Genomic DNA, 18,413 nt, shown 5'->3' on the forward strand with positions numbered 1-18,413 from the left:
CGTTTCGACTACGGGCGCGCGCCAGACGACGGCCACACGCACATCACCGTCCTCAAGTACGCGTGCGTTGGGTGACCGCCACACACACGAGTACGGCCACCGCGGCCGCCACAGTGGCCGGACCGTACCTCTCCCCCAGCAGGAACCACGCCCAGGTCAGCGTCAGCAGCGGCTGCGTGAGCTGCGTCTGACCCGCCCTGGCGATGCCGCCCCTGGCCAGACCGGCGTACCAAGGGACGAACCCGAGGAACATCGAGATCACCCCCACATACGCGAACCCGGCGAGAGCCTGGGGCGACGGGTGGACGGGGGTGGCGAGGGCGAGTACGGCCGTCACCGGGGCCGTGACCGGCAGGGAGAGCACGAGGGCGTAAGAGATGACCTGCCAGCCGGGAGTCTCGCGGGAGAGCCGGGCGCCTTCGGTGTAGCCGACGGCCGCCGAGACGAGGGCGCCGAGCAGGAGGACGTCGGGCCAGGCGGCCGCGCTCTGGCCACGGGTGAGGGTGAAGGCGGTGATGGCGAGGGCGCCTGCCGTACAGGCCACCCAGAAGAGCGGGCGCGGGCGCTCGCCGGCGCGCACGACCGCGCAGACGGCGGTGGCGGCCGGGAGCAGGCCGATGACCACGGCGGAGTGGGCGGTGGTGGCACCGAGGTCCAGTGCCAGGCCGCTGAAGACGGGGAACCCGAAGACCACACCGAGCGAGATCGCCCCGTAGGAGCGCCACTGGTGGCGGGGCGGGAGCAGGGGAAGGCGGGCGGCTTTGAGGCAGATGAGCGCTATGACGCCGGCGACCACGGCGCGGCCGATGGCGACCAGCCACGGGTCGAAGCCGCGCATCGCGTAGGCGGTGGCGGGAAAGGAGCCGGAAAAGGCGAGAACGCCGAGGAAAGCGAGGAGAGTGCCCCGGCCTCGCGGAGACGGAGACCGAGACGGAGACCCCGGGAAGGCGATGACCGCTACTCTGTCGCCTACGATAGCGCTATTCTTATCCCTCATGGAACAGGATAGCAGTATCGCCCAAATCACCGCGATCCTGCGCCAAGAGCTCAGCCGCCTGCGGCCGGGAGACCGCCTCCCCTCCTCCAGAGAGCTCATGCGCCGCCACAACGTCAGCCCCGTGACGGTCTCGCGGGCCATCGGGCAGCTGGCGGCCGAGGGCCGGGTGGTCACCAAGCCGGGCATCGGGGCGTTCATCGCGCAGCTGCCCGCGAGGCCCAACGAGCCGCCGGACTTCTCCTGGCAGACCGTCGCCCTGGGCGATCGGGTGGTCGATGAGAGCCCGGTGACCGCGCTGCTGACCCCGCCGCCCGAAGGCGTCATCCCGCTCACCGGCGGCTATCTCAACCCCGATCTCAGGCCCGACAAGCAGCTGGCCGCCGCGGCGGGGCGGGCGGTGCGCAGGCCGGGGGCGTGGGCGATGCCGCCGCTGAGCGGGCTGGCCGAGCTGCGCAGGTGGTTCGCGACGCAGGCCGGGGGCGACGTGACCGCGGCCGACGCGCTGATCGTCAGCGGCGGGCAGGCCGCGCTCACGCACGCCTTCAGGGCGCTGGCCGCCCCGGGGACGCCGGTCCTGGTCGAGACGCCGACTACCCGGGCGCCCTGGCCGCGGCCAGGGCGGCGGGCCTGCGGGCGACGGCCGTGCCGATGGACCGGGACGGCGTACGGCCCGATCTGCTGGCCGAGGCGTTCGCCGTCACCGGCGCGCGGGTGTTCCTCTGCCAGCCCACCCTGCAGAATCCGACCGGCGCCACCCTCACCCACGAGCGCCGGGAACAGGTGCTCCAGGTGGCCAGAGCAGCGGGCGCGTTCGTGATCGAGGACGACTACGCCCGCTACCTCAGCGACCGGACGCCGCCGCCGATGGTGTCGATGGACGCGCACGGCACGGTCGTCTACATCTGCTCGCTCACCAAGATCCTCTCCCCGAGCGCGCGGGTCGCGGCCGTCATCGCGCGCGGTCCGGCCTCTCATCGGCTGCGGGCCAGTCAGCTGGTGGAGTCGTTCTTCGTGGCGCGTCCGCTGCAGGAGACCGTGCTGGAGTTCGTCGAGTCCCCCGGCTGGCGCCGGCACCTGGCGAACGTACGGAGCGAGATCCTGGTCCGCCGCGACACGCTCGCCGCCGAGCTGGCCGCGCGGCTGCCCGAGGCCGAGCTGCATCTGCTGCCGAAGGGCGGCATGCACCTGTGGGTCCGGCTGCCAGCGGAAACCGATGAGAACGCCCTGGTCGAGGCCGCGAAACGCAACGGCGTGCTGGTGAGCCCCGGCAGGATCCACTACCCGTCGGAGCCGCCGGGACCCCGCCTGCGCGTCACGCACATCGCGGCCGCCCATCTGGCGGAGCTCGCGGAGGGGGTGCGGCGGCTGGCTCAGGCGCTGGCGAACACCTCGTAGTGCTCCACGGTCCGCTCCCTGTCGACCAGGAACGCGTCGTCCTCCGGGTAGAAGACCGCCGCACCCAGATCGTCGCCGGCGAACGCCCTGATCGCCTCCCACGACTCCCACATCGAGATCAGGAAGAACTCGGTCATGTCCCCGCTGGCGCGCCTGGTGAAGTAGGCGCCACGGTTGCCCGGCGTCTCGGTGTAGCCGGGAAATCCGGTACGCAGGAGGTAGTCCTCGTAGGCCGCGGCATCAGACTCCCGGGTCCAGCCCCGCCAGGTGCGAACGATCATGCGACCCATGATGGCGCAACCTGCTATTGCCGTACAGTGGTGACATGCTGGCGCCCGCGGAGCTCGTGCGCGACTTCGTGAACACCTACGCTCTCGATGCCGATGCCGACGAGCTGGCCTCACCCGCCGAACTGGCCGTCTGGCTCCGGGAGCGGGGCCTGATCGGCCCGCGTGACCGCGCGACCGACGATGACCTCACCGCCGCGCTCACCCTGCGGGAAGTCCTGCGGATGGGGTTAAGACGCGAAACTCCGGAGATGCCCGGACTACTGGCCTTTCCGCTGCTGGTACGCGTCGGCGCCACCCCGGATCTGATCCCCGTCGAGGACGGCGTCCGAGGCGGTCTGGCCAGGATCGCCGCCGCCGTGACGGATCAGTCCTGGCACCGGCTGAAGGTCTGCGCCGAGAGCATGTGCCAGTGGGCGTTCATCGACTCCTCGAAGAACCGGTCACGCTCGTGGTGTTCCATGCGGGTCTGCGGCAACCGCACCAAAACGCGCGCCTACCGGGCGAGGAAGCAGGGTTCGCGTCATCTCCAAGGCTCAAACACCGATACGGTGTAACTCGTGCCTTGTGGCATGGACGGCAGGCGAAGGAGCGGGCCGAGATGGCAGACGTAGGCGTCCGGGCGGCCCGGCGCGAGGATGTGCTCCAGGTTGCGAATACTCAGATCCGCGCCTGGCGCTACGGCTATCGGGAGTTCCTCCCCGAGGGGCCGCTCGAGCAGATGACGGGGGCCGCGGCGGAGAAGATGTGGCTGCGCCAGTGGGACGAGGCGATCGTCGCCCCGCCCACACCCATGCACCGGGTGCTGGTGGCGGTGGAGACCATCCTCGACACCGAGGGCTTCCCGGCTCTCGGCGTGGGCGGCAGCGCCGCCCTGAGCACGCCGCGCGGCGGTGAGCGGGTGGTCGGCCTGGCCTCGCACGCGCCCGCCGAAGATCCCGACCTCGACCCGACCATCGCGGCCGAGATGCTGACCCTGCTGGTCGATCCCGACTTCGTCCGGCGTGGCCATGGCAGCCGGCTGCTCAACGCGACCGTCGACTACCTGCGGGAGGACGGTTTCCGGCAGATCGTCACCTGGGTGTTCGCCGACAACTACGCGGTGCTGGGCTTCCTGGAGTCGGCCGGCTGGGGCGAGGACATGGCCGAGCGGGTGCTCGACATGGGACGTCCCATTCGCATGGTCAGGCTCACCACCGACATCAGCTAGAGGATTCGTCGATATGGCAACCCCCGGCCAGTGGATCGCCGGCGCACGTCCCCGCACCCTGCCCAACGCCATCGTGCCTGTCATGGTCGGCACCGGCGTGGCGATCGGTGAGGACGGCTTCGTCTGGTGGCGCGCGATCGTCGCGCTGCTCGTGGCTCTGTCGCTGCAGATCGGCGTCAACTACGCCAACGACTACAGCGACGGCATCCGCGGCACCGATGACCAGCGGGTCGGCCCGATGCGCCTGGTCGGCTCGCGCGTGGCCACGCCGCCGCAGGTGCTCGCGGCCGCGCTCGGCTGCTTCGGCGTCGCCGCGGTGCTCGGGCTGATTCTGGTCCTGGCCACCCGCGCGTGGTGGGTCCTGCTCGTGGGCGCCGCGGCGATCGCCGCCGCCTGGTTCTACACCGGTGGCAAGTCTCCGTACGGCTACCGCGCGCTCGGCGAGGTGGCGGTGTTCACCTTCTTCGGCATCGTGCCCGTGGTCGGCACCGCGTACGTCCAGACCGAGCACCTGTCCTGGGCCGCGCTGGTGGCCTCGATCCCCGTCGGGCTCCTGTCGTGCTCCATGCTCGTGGTGAACAACCTGCGCGACGTGGCGACCGACGGCGAGTCGGGCAAGCGGACGCTGGCGGTCGTTCTGGGCGCGGCGCGCACTCGTACGCTGTACGCGACGTGCTTGATCGTGCCGTTCGTGATCGCCCTGGCCATGGTCCTGGTCGCCCCTCTGGCCGCGGCGGCCGTGCTCGCCGCGCCGCTGGCGATCGCGCCGGTCAAGACGGTCCTGAACGGCGCCGTCGGTCCCGCGCTGATCGGTGTCCTGCAGCAGACCGGCAAGCTGCAGATGGCGTACGGCCTGCTGTTCACCCTCGGCCTCGCGATCACCCTGTAGCCCTGTAGTCGGTCACCGCTGTAAGCGGTCACCCTGTAGGCGGTTACCCGACGTGCGGGGACCGGTGGGCCCCCGCACGCGCCATCAGCCTCAGCTCGCGGTGAGTCTCAGTCGCCGGTTGTCATGGTCGACCTCGGCGATCCGTACCGAGACGCTCGAACCGACCTGCCGCTGATCCGGCCCGACGAGCAGCCCGTGGATGCCGTCGGCGACCTCTATGAAGGCACCGAACGGAAAGACACTGACCACGCGCCCGTCGAGCACGTCACCGACGGCGTGCCGCGCCGTGAAGCCTTCCCAAGCATGGGACATGCGATCACCTCCTTCCTCTGCGATCTCCGCTTGGGGGAACGCGAGAGGCGGCGGGCCGCGGGCCCGCTCGGTGATCAAGACGTGGCCGGGCGCCCCGTCTCGTCATGGCACTTGGCCGACCCGGCAGTCACGGTCGCCACCCTACTCCGCTAGGGGACGGCCGTGAACAGCTCGTAACTGTGACCGTTGGGGTCTCTGACGTAGACGCCACGGCCGCCGCCGAGGTGGTTGATCGCGCGGTCCCAGCCGTGGCCCGGGCCGGAGCCGTACGAGATCGACGGGGACTCCTCAAGGCGGCGCAGCACCGCGTCGAAGGTGTCGTCGTCGATCAGGAACGCGTAGTGGCCCGGCTGGACCTGGTGCCGGTCGTCGAAGTCGAACGCCAGGTCGTCGTTGATCCTGACGGGCACGAACGGGCCGGACGGCTCGGAGACCGGCAGCCCGAGCAGGTCGGCGAGGAATGTGGCGGCGGCCGTTTTGTCGGCGGCCGGGATGATCAGGTGATTGAGGACGATGGACATGTCACCTTCCCTTACGAGAGACAATGTATGCGATTCGCACACACTATACGTGCATATCGCATCCATTCAGGGGTAGGGTGTGAACATGAACGCGCATGGCCTTACCCCCGCTGACGGCGACGGCGGTCCCGCGCTCTTCCGGCTGGTGCGCTTCTGGTCGCGCCGGTGGATCAACAGTGCCTCGGAGGAGCAGACCGGGGAGACCCGCCACGTGCAGCACATCCTGGCCGTCGAGGCCGTCGACACCGGCAACGACGCCACCGAGGAGGCCACCGTCGGCACCGTGGCCCACCAGCTCGGCCTCGACCACTCCGGGGCCAGCCGCATCGTCAAGGACGCCACCAAGGCGGGCTACCTGGCCCGCGCCTCGTCCGAATACGACCGCCGGCGCGCCTCACTGCAGCTCACCGCGCATGGCGAGAACCTCCTGGCGGGCTCGCGCCAGTGGCAGCGCCGCGCCTTCGACGAGCTCACCGTGGGGTGGGACGACTACGACCGCCGGCAGTTCGCCTCGTACCTGAAGCGACTGGCCGACGAGCTCGGGGTCTAACCCGCCATCATTCGACCTGCCACGACCGTCCGCATGACCACGCGCGGCGCCACCTCGATGCCCAGCTCGCGCTCATGCTCGACCAGCGCCCGCAGCTCCGGCCCCCACTCCGCCTCGGGCAGCACGGAGAAGCCGTGCCGCGCGTACCAGGGCGCGTTCCACGACACATCCCGGTAGGTCGTCAGCGTCACCGCGGGCGCGCCGCTAGCGGCCGCGTGGTCGCGCACCGCCGCGACGAGCCGCCCGCCGATCCCCTGCCGCATCCGCGAGGGGTGTACGGCCAGCTGATCCAGGTGCAGGTTGCCGTCGACCCAGCCGATCAGCGCGAACCCGGCAGGCGGCTCGCCTTCGACCAGCACCGCGGCCGGATCCGTGACCTCTTCGATCATGGTCGTCCCCGGCGGGAAGACGATCCCCACCTGCTCGAACAGCCCGTCGGCCGCCAGCTCCACAGCGACCAGTCCGGGCAGTTCCCCCGGCTCGACCCATCGCGCCATGCCGACACGGTCTCATGTCTGACGCCGCCGCGCCGCTGGATATTAATGTGGTGATCACAGGCTCGGCTGTGCGGTGCCGGGATCCCCTCCTCACGTCGTGCCCATGACCCGGGTCAGGTCGTGGGCATGACGTGTGTTCAGAGGTCGAGCAACGGCTCCAGGCCGACGGTCAGGCCGGGCAGCTCGCGCACCCGGCGTACGCCGAGCAGCACGCCCGGGGTGAACGACGAGCGGCTCATCGTGTCGTGCCGGATCGTGAGGATCTCCCCGTCGCCGCCCAGCAGCACCTCCTGGTGGGCGATCAGCCCGCTCAGGCGTACGGCGTGGACGTGGACGCCGCCGACGTCGGCGCCGCGCGCCCCGTCGAGCTCGGCGGAGGTGGCGTCGGGCATCGGGCCCAGCCCGGCCTTGGCGCGCGCCTCCGCGACCAGCTCGGCCGTGCGGCGGGCGGTGCCGGACGGCGCGTCGGCCTTGTTGGGGTGGTGCAGCTCGACGATCTCGACGGAGTCGAAGTGCTTGGCCGCCTGCTGGGCGAAGTGCATCATGAGCACGGCGGCGATGCCGAAGTTGGGGGCGATCAGGCAGTTGGTGCCGGGGAACTTGGCCAGCCACCCGCGCACGGTGTCGAGCCGCTCGGCGCCGAAACCGGTGGTGCCGACCACCGGGTGGATCCCGTGAGCGATCGCCCATTCGAGGTTGCCCATAACGACGTCGGGATGGGTGAAGTCGACGACCACCTCGGCCCCTTGGAGCCCTTCGATGGCGTCGTCCTTGTCGAGCGCGGCCACCAACTCGAGGTCGGGGGCCGCCTCTACCGCCTTGCACACCTCGACGCCCACGCGACCGCGCGCGCCCAGCACACCTACCTTAATCACAGGTCAACCCTATACCTGCCGAGCCGCGCGGACCCTCCGGGAGGAGGGTCGCACGCGCCTCGGCAAGACATCAGGCGATGGCGCTGGAGAAGTCCTTGTCGCCGTAGGGACCGATCACGGCGAGCGTGAGCGGCCGGTTGAGGACGTCGGCCGCGACCTCGGCGATCTCGTCCGGAGTGACGGCCTCGATCCTGGCGAGCACCTCGTCCACGGACAGCAGCTCGTCGTAGACCAGCTCGTTCTTCCCGATCCGCGACATCCGTGAGCCGGTGTCCTCCAGGCCGAGCACCAGCCCGCCCCGCATCTGCCCCTTGCCGCGCATGATCTCGTCGGCGTCGAGGCCGTCGTCGACCACCCTGACGACCTCGTCGCGGCAGATCTTGAGCACGTCGTCGATCTTCGACGGCAGGCAGCCCACGTAGATACCGAACTGGCCGGTGTCGGCGTAGGCCGAGGTGTAGCTGTAGGCGGAGTAGGCCAGCCCGCGCTTCTCCCTGATCTCCTGGAAGAGCCGGGAGGACATGCCGCCGCCGAGCGCGGCGTTGAGCACGCCGAGGGCGAAGCGCCGGTCGTCCGTACGGGACATGCCGGTCGTACCGAGGACCAGGTTGGCCTGTTCGGTAGGACGGTCGAGCACCTTGACCCCCGACCGCGTCCGGGCGCCGGGCCCGCTCGTGCGGGGCGGGTCGGCCTCCAGCGGTCCGCTGAGCGCGCCCGCCCGTTCGTAGGCGCGCACGACCAGCTCGACGACGTCCTCGTGCCGGATGTTGCCGGCGACGGAGACGACCGTGCGGCGCGGCTCGTAGTGGTGCTGGTAGTAGTCGGCGATCCGGTCGCGGGGGAGCTCGTTGATCGACTCGACCGTGCCGAGGATGGGCCGCCCGATCGGCGAGTCTCCGTAGAGCGCCGCCGCGAACTGCTCGTGCACGACATCGGACGGGTCGTCGTCGTGCATGGCGATCTCTTCGAGGATCACCCCGCGTTCGGACTCGACGTCGTCGGGGGTGATCAGCGAGCTGGTCACCACGTCGGCGAGCACGTCCACCGCCACCGGCAGGTCCTCGTCGAGCACCCGGGCGTAGTAGCAGGTGTATTCCTTGGCGGTGAAGGCGTTGATCTCCCCGCCGATGCCCTCGATGGACGCCGAGATCTCCATGGTGTCACGCGTGGGCGTGCCCTTGAAGAGCAGGTGTTCGAGGAAGTGGGTGGCCCCCATGTGCCGGGAGTCCTCGTCACGCGAGCCGATGCCGACCCACATGCCGACCGCGACACTACGCACGGTCGGCATGGTCTCGGTCACCACGCGCAGCCCACCGGGAAGGACGGTGCGCCTTACCACCCCGGCCCCGTCACGGCCAGGGTGCAGCGTGGTGGTTCTCACGAGTTGCGGTCGTCTCCATCGGAACCGTCGGCGCGGGGCGCGCGCACCCGGGTGCGGGTACGGCGGGGACGGTCGTCGCGCGGCTTGTCGTCCGAGGCGGCGACCGGCGCCTCGGCACCGGAGCCCTCGGCGGAGTCGGCCTCGCCCTTGGCCTCCTTCTCGGCGGCCTCCTTCTCGATGACCTCGACCGGTACCAGGGACAGCTTGCCCCGGCCGTCGATCTCGGCGATCTCGACCTGGACCTTCTCGCCGACGCTCATGACGTCTTCCACGTTCTCGATGCGCTTGCCGCCGTGCAGCTTGCGGATCTGGGAGACGTGGAGCAGGCCGTCCTTGCCGGGCATCAGCGAGACGAACGCGCCGAAGGCGGCGATCTTCACGACCGTGCCCAGGTAGCGCTCGCCGACCTCCGGCATGTGCGGGTTGGCGATGCCGTTGATCACCGTGCGGGCGGCCTCGGCAGACGGGCCGTCGGTGGCACCGATGTAGATGGTGCCGTCGTCCTCGATGGTGATCTCGGCGCCCGTGTCGTCCTGGATCTGGTTGATCATCTTGCCCTTCGGGCCGATGACTTCGCCGATCTTGTCCACGGGGACCTTGATGGTGATGATGCGCGGCGCGGTCGGGTTCATCTCCGCCGGAGAGTCGATCGCCTCCTGCATCACGTCGAGGATCGCCAGACGGGCGCCCTTGGCCTGCTTCAGCGCGGCGGCCAGCACGGAGGCGGGGATGCCGTCGAGCTTGGTGTCGAGCTGGAGCGCGGTGATGACGTCCTTGGTGCCGGCGACCTTGAAGTCCATGTCGCCCATGGCGTCCTCGGCGCCCAGGATGTCGGTCAGCGTGACGTACTGGTCACCCTCGCCGATCAGGCCCATCGCGATGCCCGCGACCATCTCGCGCAGCGGCACACCGGCGTCGAGCAGCGCCATCGTGGAGGCGCAGACCGAGCCCATCGAGGTGGAGCCGTTGGAGCTCAGCGCCTCGGAGACCTGGCGGATGGCGTACGGGAACTCCTCGCGCGAGGGCAGGACCGGGATCAGCGCCCGCTCGGCCAGCGCGCCGTGACCGATCTCCCGGCGCTTGGGCGAGCCCACGCGGCCGGTCTCACCGGTGGAGTAGGGCGGGAAGTTGTAGTTGTGCATGTAGCGCTTGGTCCGCTCGGGGTTGAGCGTGTCGATGACCTGCTCCATGCGCAGCATGTTGAGGGTCGTGATGCCCATGATCTGGGTCTCACCACGCTCGAACAGCGCCGAGCCGTGCACCCGCGGGACCACGTGGACCTCGGCAGACAGCGCGCGGATGTCCTTGGTGCCGCGGCCGTCGATGCGCAGGCCCTCCTTGATGACCCGCTCACGCATGAGCTTCTTCATCACCGAGCGGAAGGCGGCGGAGATCTCCTTCTCCCGGCCCTCGAACTCGGGGAGCAGCTTCTCGACGGCCAGCGCCTTGACCTTGTCGAGCTCGGTCTCGCGCTCCTTCTTGCCGGCGATGGTCAGCGCGGCGGCCAGCTCGGTCTTGACCGCGCTCTCCAGGGCGGCGTAGACGTCCTCCTGGTAGTCGAGGAAGACGGCGTATTCGGCGGTCTCCTTCGCCGCGACCTGCGCGACCTTCGACTGCGCCTCGCACAGCACCTTGATGAACGGCTTGGCGGCCTCCAGGCCCTGCGCCACCGTCTCCTCGTTGGGCGCCACGGCGCCCTCGGCGACCAGCTTCAGCGTGTCCTTGGTGGACTCGGCCTCGACCATCATGATCGCGACATCGCCGTCGGCGAGCACCCGGCCGGCCACGACCATGTCGAACGTGGCGCGCTCGAGCTCGTGGTGCGTCGGGAAGGCGACCCACTGGCCGTCGATCAGCGCGACGCGGACGCCGCCGATCGGGCCGGAGAAGGGCAGCCCGGCGAGCTGGGTGGACAGCGAGGCGGCGTTGATGGCGACCACGTCGTAGAGGTGGTCGGGGTTGAGGGACAGGATCGTGGCGACGACCTGGACCTCGTTGCGCAGCCCCTTGACGAACGACGGGCGCAGCGGCCGGTCGATCAGGCGGCAGGTGAGGATGGCGTCCTCGGAGGGACGGCCCTCACGGCGGAAGAACGAGCCGGGGATGCGCCCCGCGGCGTACATGCGCTCCTCGACGTCCACCGTCAGCGGGAAGAAGTCGAGGTTTTCCTTGGGCGACTTCGAGGCGGTGGTCGCGGACAGGACCATCGTTTCGGTGTCGAGATAGGCGACGGCGGAACCCGCCGCCTGGCGCGCCAGGCGACCGGTCTCGAACCGGATCGTACGTGTGCCGAATGAGCCGTTGTCTATGACGGCTTCAGCGGTGTGGACACCCTCCACGGGGGACCTCCTTGGTCAGTCAGTCTCCCGCGCCCTCTTTCTCACCGGCACCCTCGTTAGGTGCAGCGCCGGTCTTCGATCGAAGCGCCCGGTCAGACGTAACTGTCACTGTTACCGGAAGCCACTACCGAGGACCGGCCCGCATGCGTCGCGGGTCGCTTGGTGCTTGTGCGGACGCGGGGGCTCTTAAGTGTGTCTCGGATATTCAGTTGTACGGCGCTCGACGCGCCGGTCTTCCAATGAGAAGGGAGCGACGCGGACGCCGCTCCCTCTCACTCTATCGGCGCAGGCCGAGGCGCTCGATGAGCGCACGGTAACGCGCGATGTCGACCTTCTGCAGGTACTTCAGCAGGCGGCGCCGGCGCCCGACGAGCAGGAGCAGGCCACGACGGCTGTGGTGGTCGTGCTTGTGCGTCTTCAGGTGCTCGGTCAGCTCGCTGATGCGCTTGCTGAGCAGCGCGATCTGCACCTCGGGCGACCCGGTGTCGCCGTCGGCCGTCGCGTATTCAGCGATGATGGTCTTCTTGGCAGCGGTGTCGAGGGACACGGCTCTCCTTTGAGCTACGGGCACGCGCGAATGGATAATTGATGCGAGCGACCGTGCGTGCCTACAGTCGCCGCGGCGAAGGCCGTCAGAGCAGCGCGCAGCGCCGCCGTCACTGGACCGACATGCAAGGTTACCATCGCGGTCAAGCGCCGCGTCATCATTCAGCCCGAGGTCAGCCGCCGGGCCTGGTCGACGTCGGTGTGGATCTGGGCGATGAGCTCCTCGATCGAGTCGAACCGGGTGTTTCCCCGCAGTCTCGCGGCGAAGTCTACCGCCACGTGCACGCCGTAGAGCTCCAGGTCATCGCGGTCCAGCGCGTACGCCTCGACCGTGCGCGGGACTCCTTCGAAGGTGGGGTTGGTGCCGACGGAGATGGCGGCGGGCCAGCGCTCACCCGCGTAGAGGGCGGGCAGGTTGGCGACGGGTACGCACTCCAGCCAGCCCGCGTAGACCCCGTCGGCGGGGATGGCCGTGTGGGGCGGCGTCTCGACGTTGGCGGTGGGGAACCCGAGTTGACGGCCGCGCTGGTAGCCGCGCACGACCACGCCCTCCACCCGGTGCGGGCGGCCCAGGCCCGCCGTGGCGCCCTCGACGTCACCGGCCGTCAGGCGGCCGCGGATCTCGGTTGAGGAGACCCCGTCGAGCAGCGGGACCACCTCGACGGTGAAGTCGTACTTCTCGCCGAGCGCGACCAGGGTCTCGGTGGTGCCGGCCGCGCGGTGGCCGAAGGTGAAGTTCGCCCCCACCACGACCACGGCGGCCCGCAACCGGTCGGCGAGGATCGACTGGGCGAACTCGCCGGGACTCATCCTGGACAGCTCCAGCGTGAACTCCTCAACGCACACCTCGCCCACGCCGAGCCCGGTCAGCAGCTCCGACCTGCGCCTCGGCGTGGTCAGGCGGACCGGGTGGGAGCCCGGCCGGACCACCTCGGCGGGGTGCGGCTCGAAGACGACCGCGACACCGCGCAGACCGCGCTCCCGGGCGGCGGCCACGGCCCGCTCGACCACCTGTTGGTGCCCGCGGTGCACGCCGTCGAACACGCCGATCGTGACGGCGGACCTTTCCGAACCCTGCACGCCCGGCCCCATTCGCTTGTGGCGGATCAATCCCCCACCAGCCTGCCATGCGGCGCCACGTCAGCTCCAATCGAGGGGGTAGCATCGGCCGCACCATGCCTCGATACGCACTTCTGATCCTGCCTGCCTTCAACCGTGTCTACGGCGAGAGCGCGGTCCGCCTGACCCTCGCCGAGCTGGCCTTCTTCGGCCGGCGGGCGCTGGAGACCGAGGTCTCGGACCTCGGGGAGAGCGTGATCGGCGGCCTGCCGTACGTGACCTTCGAGACCGCCGCGCCGCTCGGTGCCGGCGACGTCGCGCTGCTGTCCAACCTCTCCTCGGTCTACGCGCTCTACGGGATCGAGGGCGAGCTGCTGCGGCCGCTCACCGTGTCGCCGCTCGACCGGCTCAGCAGCGATCTGATCACGATCCAGAAGTACGCCGGCAAGACGAACGAGCACTTCACCAAGCTGCTGCTGAACGTCACGGTGCTGGCGAGCGAGCGGCGGCTGGACGAGCGGCTGTCGGTGTTCGACCCGCTGTGCGGGCGTGGCACCACGCTCAACCAGGCCCTCATGTACGGATATGACGCCTATGGGGCCGATGTCGACAGCAAGGACTTCGAGGCGTACACGGGCTTCCTCAAGACCTGGTTGAAGAACAAGCGGTTCAAGCACACCGCCGAGATCGTGCCCGTACGCCGCGAGCGGGCGCTGGTCGGCCGGCGGCTGAACGTCTCCTTCAGCCGGTCGAAGGAGGAGTTCAAGGCCGGCGACACGCAGCGCGTCTCCGTGGTCAACGCCGACACCCTGCGCAGCCGCGAGTTCTTCAAGCCGCGCTCCTTCGACGTCGTGGTCACCGACGCCCCCTATGGCGTGCAGCACGGCAGCAGGGGCGGCGGCGGGCTCTCGCGTAGTCCCCTGGAGCTCATCAGGAAGGCCGTGCCCGTCTGGGCGGAGCTGCTGCGGCCCGGCGGTGCCCTCGGCATCTCGTGGAACACCTATGGCGGCACCCGCGACGACCTGGCCGCGATCCTCACCGAGGCGGGGCTCGACGTGGTCGATCTGCCCGACTTCGAGCACTGGGTCGACCAGGCGATCGTCCGCGACATCATGGTGGCCCGCAAGCCATAAGAGGTCGGACCTCTCCCCCACTTCCGACAGCTCACATCACAACTCTTGACGAGGAGTGTGGCGAGTGATCCTATGAATCCTGATAGGAAAGTTTCCTAATCGGGAGGAACGATGCGATTAGTCACCACGGGCGCGCTAGCGATCGGATTACTCGTCACAGCCCTGCCCGCCGCGGCCGACCCGGTGGAGTCGGGACCTTGGACCTCGTACGAGCCGACGTTCACCGTCCAGGAGCGAGGATGCGGTGACGTCAACGACCTGACCTTCAAGCTGAGCTGCTCCACCGGCAGCGGCGACCAGCGGGCCGAGCGGCGTTACGCCACCTACTCCAGCGGCACCCGCCAGTTCGAGGGCTACTTCAAGATCACCAGTCTGGAAGGCACCCGCATCAGCCTGAAGCAGACCTTCAAGACGACCGGCCCGTTCTTCATGCTCGCCGTCGAACGCGGCGGCCGGCTCTACTCCGTGCACGGCGGCAACACCATCGCCACCGGCGCCACGATCGGCACGACGGTCCGCGTCAACACCGTCCACGTGGTCGGCAGCACCCATAGGACCTACATCAACGGGTCGCTGAAGCACACCGTGTCGAGTGAGAGCGGCAGCTTCTACGACAAGTTCGGCGCCTACCGGACGGGCAGCGGCAAGGGTCCGGCCACGGTCGAGTGGAGCGGCATCCAGTTCTGGCGCAAGTAGCGGCGATGAGAGCAGCTCTGGTGGTCTTGCTCCTGCTGACGGCCGCCTGCTCGGCGCCGCGGCAGACGCCGGTCCGCCTGACGGCCACCCTCGTGTCGCCGACCGACATCACGCTGCGCTGGGAGGGCCGTGAGCCGGACGCCTCCGGGCACGTCCTGGAGTTCGCCACCGAGTCGCAGGGGCCGTACACGATCCTGGGGTTCCTGCCGCCGGAGCAGCGCACGTACACGCATCCCGATCTGATCCCGCGCACGCCGTTCTACTACCGGTTGCGGCCCTACTACGGCCAGGCTTCCGCGCCGGTGGACGTGGCGCTGGGCGGCGGCCCGTACGCCAAGCCGCAGCCCGGCTGGTCGGAGCCGCGGACGGTCCCCGGCGGCCCGAAAGGGGCGCGGCCGGTCAGGAGCGAGGGGGCGGCGCCGTCGGATCTGCGGGCCATCGTGACGCAGGCCGACGGCGTGGCGTTCCGGTGGACCGACCGGACCTCCGACGAGGAGGGCTTCCTGCTGGAGGACCGCCCATCGGGCCGGGCGGACTTCCGCGTCGTCGCCGCCCTCGATCCGGACGTCAACGCCTTCGGCCTGGTCACACTGCCTGAGGAGAGCCGCGCGTCCTACCGGGTGCGCGCCTTCCGCTACGGGCAGCCGTCGAATGTCGCCCACCAGACCACGGGTGGCTCTTAGGAGATGAATACGGCCAGGGGTTTGGCGATGCGGCCCTGCTCCTCCACCAGCGCGAGCAGTTCGCCCTCCGGCCCGAACACCCCGATCGGGCCCTTGCCATGCCCCGCGGCGGGCAACCGCCCGCCGTGGCTGACGACCCTGGCCTCCTCGGCGGTGAGGTCCCAGCGCGGGAACGCCGCCGACACCGCCTCCCCGATGGGCAGCACCACGCATTCCTCGGCCAGCCGGTCGATGGTCCTGGCCCGCGACAGGTCGTACGGGCCGACCCGGGTGCGGCGCAGCGCCGTCAGGTGCCCGCCGACGCCGAGCCCGGCTCCCAGGTCACGGGCCAGGGCCCGGATGTAGGTGCCGCTGGAGCAGGTGATCACCGCGTCGATGTCCATGACGGCGTCGTGCGCCCTGATGTCCAGCACCGAGAACTCCCGCACGGTGACCGGCCGCGCGGCCAGCTCGACGTCCTCGCCCGCCCGGGCCAGCTTGTACGCCCGCTGCCCCCCGACCTTGATGGCACTGACCTGCGGCGGGATCTGCATGATCGCGCCGGTGAGCGCGGCGATGCCCTTCTCGACCTCGGCGGGGCGTACCTCGGACGCCGGGGTGGTCGAGGTGACCTCGCCCTCGGCGTCATCGGTGTTGGTGGTCACGCCGAGCCGGATCGTGGCCTCGTAGACCTTCTCCGTCAGCGCCAGGTGCCCGAGCAGCCGGGTCGCCTTCTCCACGCCGACCACGAGCACGCCCGTCGCCATGGGGTCGAGAGTGCCCGCGTGGCCCACCCGCCGGGTGCCGGCCAGCCGCCGCATCTTGGCCACCACGTCGTGGGACGTCCACTCGGCCGGCTTGTCCACGATGATCAAGCCACTTTCGGCCATCAAGCCTCTCCGTCTCGACTCGGCAGCAGCGCGCGGAACGCCGCGATGGTGTCCTCGACGCTGAGGTGCGAGGTGAATCCGGCCGCGTTGTGATGACCGCCGCCGCCCAGCACGGCGCAGATCGCGCCGACGTCGACCGCGCCCTTGGACCGGCTCGACGCCTGCCAGGCTCCCTGGTCGTCCTCCTTGAGCACCACCGCCACCTCGGCCTCGTCCGTGCGCCGCACGATGTCGATGAGGCCCTCCAGCTCGGTGTAGGGCAGACCGTACGCGGCCCGGTCGACCCGGGGCACATACGTCCAGATCAGGCCGTCCTCCAGCGACGCCCGCTCGAGCGCGGCGGCGAGCACCTTGAGGTAGCCGAACGGGGACCGGTCCCACAGCTCGCGGGCGATCTCGTCGGTACGCAGCCCGGTGGCGACCAGCCGGGCGGCCATCTGGTGCACCTCTGGCGTGGTCGAGGCATGGCGGAACGAACCGGTGTCGGTCACCAGCCCGGCGTACAGGCAGGTGGCGATGTCACGGTCCAGACTGCCGCCGAGACGGTAGATCAGCTGCTCGGCCAGCACGGCCGTCGCGGCCACGTGCGGGTCGATGAGGCTGAGCGTGCCGAACCCGGTGTTGGACAGGTGATGATCGACCACGATGACCTCGTGGGCCTTGGCCGTGTTGGGGCCCAGCAGGCCCAGCCGGTCGGGCGTCGAGGAGTCGAACGTGATCATCAGCTCCGGCTCCGCCGGGAAGTCCGCCGGCGGCACGAGCAGGTCCTGGCCGGGCAGGAAGCGCAGCAGGCGCGGCACGTCGAACTGCCGGTCGCCGAAGGAGGCGACGACCCGCTTGCCCTGGGCCCGCAGGACGGAGCCGGTGGCCAGCATCGAGCCGAGCGCGTCGCCGTCGGGCGACACGTGGCAGGCCAGCGCGATCTCGTCGGCCTTGCCGATCAGGTCGAGCGCGCGCCGCCAGGCGGGCTCGGGGATCACCGAGCCGGAAGGCGGCAGCGCGCCGTCCGGGCCGCTGGGCGGCGGAGCCTGAAGACGACCCTGCCCCCCAGCGCCCGAACCAGACGAGCCCGAACCAGACGCGCCCGGACCCGACGCGCCCGGACCTGCAGCGTCTGAACCCGACGCGCCCGCACCCATGCGGGGCGGGCGATCGGTTCTGTCGCGCACGTCGGGCGTCACGTCGCCGGCTGCCCGTCCTCGTCAGGCTTGCCGAGGAGGTCCGGCTCGTCGTCCTCCTCCGGCTTGCGGTAGGGGTCGGGGTCGCCGGCGTAGGTCGCGCCCTCGGCCTTGCGCGCCACCTCGGCGTCCCTGGCCTTGGCGGCGTTGATCAGATCGTCGAGCTGGCGCGCGCTGTCGGGCAGCGGGTCGTGCTTGAACTCCAGCGTCGGAGTGAAGCGGACACCGGTCTGGCGGCCCACCTCGGAGCGGATGATGCCTCTGGCGCTCTCGAGGGCGGCCGCAGTGTCGGCCCGCTCGGCTTCGGAGCCGAACACCGTGTAGAAGACCGTGGCCTCACGCAGGTCGGCGGTGATGCGCGTGTCGGTCACGGTGACGAAGCCCAGGCGCGGGTCCTTGATCCGGCGCTCCAGCATCTCGGCGACGATCTGCTGGATGCGGTCGGCGAGCTTGCGCGCTCGTGCTGCATCCACCATGTTCGCTCCCCCTCACGCACGGCCCGGAGGCCGTGCAGTCGTTCAGTCTTCGTCGTTGTATAGCCGGTGTCGCGCCGACAGCAGCTCGATCTCAGGGCGGAAGGCCACCAGGCGCTCGCAGGCGTCCAATACCTCTTGGCAGTTGCCCGCCGAGCCCGAGACTACGGCGACGCCGACCTCCGCCCTGCGGTGCAGGTCGAGATGGCCGGTCTCGGCCACCGCGACACCGGGAAAACGCCTGTGCAGCTCGGCGACCAGCGGTCGCACGACGGAACGCTTCTGCTTCAGCGAATGTACGTCGCCGAGCAGGATGTCCAGGGTCAGAGCACCCACATACATCGTTGGCAACCACCGCTTGTCCTGGTGTATGAAGCGCACCCCGGCCCCGCTGCGGTGGATAGCAGGCCCGGGCGTGCGAGAGGCGCCCGGCGGGTGGTGCGCCGGGCGCCCCGCCCCGGGGGTGGCGCCCGGGGGGGGCCCCCGCCCGGGCGGGGCGGTGACCGAGGGCGGGGCGGTGTTC

23 protein-coding genes are annotated in these 18,413 nt (G+C 70.2%); 9 read left to right on the plus strand and 14 right to left on the minus strand.

Going from position 1 to position 18,413, the window contains the following annotated elements; all coding sequences use genetic code 11:
* Nucleotides 1-52 precede the first annotated feature (52 nt).
* Nucleotides 53-997 carry a DMT family transporter gene (locus tag AB0B61_RS25415; RefSeq protein WP_358436297.1) on the minus strand — a complete coding sequence of 315 codons (945 nt, stop codon included), beginning with the start codon at nt 995-997 and terminating at the stop codon, nt 53-55.
* Here AB0B61_RS25415 and AB0B61_RS25420 point away from each other — a divergent pair.
* Both AB0B61_RS25420 and AB0B61_RS25425 read left to right on the plus strand, forming a co-directional pair.
* A complete protein-coding gene (locus AB0B61_RS25420) occupies nt 996-1,814 on the plus strand; it encodes a GntR family transcriptional regulator (protein WP_358436300.1) in 819 nt (272 codons plus the stop codon). The two genes, AB0B61_RS25415 and AB0B61_RS25420, sit on opposite strands and share 2 nt — an antisense overlap.
* Complete coding sequence (locus tag AB0B61_RS25425; RefSeq protein WP_358436302.1) at nt 1,709-2,392, plus strand: PLP-dependent aminotransferase family protein; 684 nt, start codon at nt 1,709-1,711, stop codon at nt 2,390-2,392. Before AB0B61_RS25420 ends, AB0B61_RS25425 begins: the two co-directional genes overlap by 106 nt.
* Here the strand turns inward: AB0B61_RS25425 and AB0B61_RS25430 are convergent.
* On the minus strand, nt 2,368-2,673 hold the full coding sequence (locus AB0B61_RS25430; protein WP_358436306.1) for a hypothetical protein: 306 nt from the start codon (nt 2,671-2,673) through the stop codon (nt 2,368-2,370). The two genes, AB0B61_RS25425 and AB0B61_RS25430, sit on opposite strands and share 25 nt — an antisense overlap.
* Nucleotides 2,674-2,717: 44 nt before the next feature.
* Between AB0B61_RS25430 and AB0B61_RS25435 the strand changes: the two genes are divergently transcribed.
* Genes AB0B61_RS25435 through AB0B61_RS25445 form a run of 3 tightly spaced genes read left to right on the plus strand, consistent with a single transcriptional unit; the run spans nt 2,718 to nt 4,778 of the window.
* Complete coding sequence (locus tag AB0B61_RS25435; RefSeq protein WP_358436309.1) at nt 2,718-3,236, plus strand: CGNR zinc finger domain-containing protein; 519 nt, start codon at nt 2,718-2,720, stop codon at nt 3,234-3,236.
* Between the two features lie 44 nt (nt 3,237-3,280).
* Nucleotides 3,281-3,889, plus strand: a complete 609-nt coding sequence (locus AB0B61_RS25440; protein ID WP_357657600.1) for a GNAT family N-acetyltransferase — start codon at nt 3,281-3,283, stop codon at nt 3,887-3,889.
* A 13-nt stretch (nt 3,890-3,902) separates the two neighbouring features.
* Nucleotides 3,903-4,778: a 1,4-dihydroxy-2-naphthoate polyprenyltransferase gene (locus tag AB0B61_RS25445; protein WP_358436312.1), complete on the plus strand. Its 876-nt coding sequence runs from the start codon at nt 3,903-3,905 to the stop codon at nt 4,776-4,778.
* A gap of 90 nt (nt 4,779-4,868) precedes the next feature.
* On the opposite strand, the gene AB0B61_RS25450 is transcribed toward AB0B61_RS25445, so the two are convergent.
* Complete coding sequence (locus AB0B61_RS25450; protein ID WP_358436315.1) at nt 4,869-5,090, minus strand: S1 RNA-binding domain-containing protein; 222 nt, start codon at nt 5,088-5,090, stop codon at nt 4,869-4,871.
* Between the two features lie 149 nt (nt 5,091-5,239).
* Nucleotides 5,240-5,611: a VOC family protein gene (locus AB0B61_RS25455; RefSeq protein WP_358436318.1), complete on the minus strand. Its 372-nt coding sequence runs from the start codon at nt 5,609-5,611 to the stop codon at nt 5,240-5,242.
* A gap of 85 nt (nt 5,612-5,696) precedes the next feature.
* Between AB0B61_RS25455 and AB0B61_RS25460 the strand changes: the two genes are divergently transcribed.
* Nucleotides 5,697-6,161: a MarR family winged helix-turn-helix transcriptional regulator gene (locus AB0B61_RS25460; protein ID WP_225299431.1), complete on the plus strand. Its 465-nt coding sequence runs from the start codon at nt 5,697-5,699 to the stop codon at nt 6,159-6,161.
* Here the strand turns inward: AB0B61_RS25460 and AB0B61_RS25465 are convergent.
* From AB0B61_RS25465 to AB0B61_RS25490, 6 genes are all read right to left on the minus strand, one after another.
* Nucleotides 6,158-6,658: a GNAT family N-acetyltransferase gene (locus AB0B61_RS25465; protein ID WP_358436320.1), complete on the minus strand. Its 501-nt coding sequence runs from the start codon at nt 6,656-6,658 to the stop codon at nt 6,158-6,160. The two genes, AB0B61_RS25460 and AB0B61_RS25465, sit on opposite strands and share 4 nt — an antisense overlap.
* Nucleotides 6,659-6,795: 137 nt before the next feature.
* Nucleotides 6,796-7,533, minus strand: a complete 738-nt coding sequence (gene dapB, locus AB0B61_RS25470; RefSeq protein WP_358436323.1) for a 4-hydroxy-tetrahydrodipicolinate reductase — start codon at nt 7,531-7,533, stop codon at nt 6,796-6,798.
* A gap of 70 nt (nt 7,534-7,603) precedes the next feature.
* Nucleotides 7,604-8,914 (minus strand): pitrilysin family protein, encoded by a 1,311-nt coding sequence (locus AB0B61_RS25475; RefSeq protein WP_358436325.1) that lies wholly within the window; start codon nt 8,912-8,914, stop codon nt 7,604-7,606.
* Nucleotides 8,911-11,253: a polyribonucleotide nucleotidyltransferase gene (locus AB0B61_RS25480; RefSeq protein ID WP_358436327.1), complete on the minus strand. Its 2,343-nt coding sequence runs from the start codon at nt 11,251-11,253 to the stop codon at nt 8,911-8,913. The genes AB0B61_RS25475 and AB0B61_RS25480 overlap by 4 nt, the downstream gene beginning before the upstream one ends.
* A gap of 277 nt (nt 11,254-11,530) precedes the next feature.
* Nucleotides 11,531-11,800: a 30S ribosomal protein S15 gene (gene rpsO / locus AB0B61_RS25485; RefSeq protein ID WP_214642971.1), complete on the minus strand. Its 270-nt coding sequence runs from the start codon at nt 11,798-11,800 to the stop codon at nt 11,531-11,533.
* A 161-nt stretch (nt 11,801-11,961) separates the two neighbouring features.
* The gene (locus AB0B61_RS25490; RefSeq protein ID WP_358436371.1) at nt 11,962-12,891 is read right to left on the minus strand and encodes a bifunctional riboflavin kinase/FAD synthetase; all 930 of its coding nucleotides are present in this window, start codon (nt 12,889-12,891) and stop codon (nt 11,962-11,964) included.
* Nucleotides 12,892-12,974: 83 nt separating this feature from the next.
* Here AB0B61_RS25490 and AB0B61_RS25495 point away from each other — a divergent pair, with 83 nt between their 5' ends.
* From AB0B61_RS25495 to AB0B61_RS25505, 3 genes are all read left to right on the plus strand, one after another.
* A complete protein-coding gene (locus tag AB0B61_RS25495) occupies nt 12,975-13,991 on the plus strand; it encodes an SAM-dependent methyltransferase (protein ID WP_358436330.1) in 1,017 nt (338 codons plus the stop codon).
* A gap of 111 nt (nt 13,992-14,102) precedes the next feature.
* Complete coding sequence (locus AB0B61_RS25500) at nt 14,103-14,687, plus strand: hypothetical protein (protein WP_358436333.1); 585 nt, start codon at nt 14,103-14,105, stop codon at nt 14,685-14,687.
* 5 nt (nt 14,688-14,692) lie between these two features.
* A complete protein-coding gene (locus AB0B61_RS25505; protein ID WP_358436335.1) occupies nt 14,693-15,370 on the plus strand; it encodes a fibronectin type III domain-containing protein in 678 nt (225 codons plus the stop codon).
* Here AB0B61_RS25505 and truB read toward each other — a convergent pair.
* From truB to AB0B61_RS25525, 4 genes are all read right to left on the minus strand, one after another.
* On the minus strand, nt 15,367-16,239 hold the full coding sequence (gene truB, locus AB0B61_RS25510; RefSeq protein ID WP_358436338.1) for a tRNA pseudouridine(55) synthase TruB: 873 nt from the start codon (nt 16,237-16,239) through the stop codon (nt 15,367-15,369). The two genes, AB0B61_RS25505 and truB, sit on opposite strands and share 4 nt — an antisense overlap.
* A complete protein-coding gene (locus AB0B61_RS25515) occupies nt 16,239-17,219 on the minus strand; it encodes a bifunctional oligoribonuclease/PAP phosphatase NrnA (RefSeq protein ID WP_358436341.1) in 981 nt (326 codons plus the stop codon). Before AB0B61_RS25515 ends, truB begins: the two co-directional genes overlap by 1 nt.
* A 197-nt stretch (nt 17,220-17,416) precedes the next feature.
* A complete protein-coding gene (rbfA, locus tag AB0B61_RS25520; RefSeq protein WP_225299412.1) occupies nt 17,417-17,893 on the minus strand; it encodes a 30S ribosome-binding factor RbfA in 477 nt (158 codons plus the stop codon).
* A 42-nt stretch (nt 17,894-17,935) separates the two neighbouring features.
* Nucleotides 17,936-18,232, minus strand: a complete 297-nt coding sequence (locus AB0B61_RS25525; RefSeq protein ID WP_357657619.1) for a DUF503 domain-containing protein — start codon at nt 18,230-18,232, stop codon at nt 17,936-17,938.
* Between the last annotated feature and the right edge of the window lie 181 nt (nt 18,233-18,413).

Source organism: Nonomuraea sp. NPDC049158 (genome assembly GCF_040648335.1).
Lineage (GTDB): Bacteria > Actinomycetota > Actinomycetes > Streptosporangiales > Streptosporangiaceae > Nonomuraea.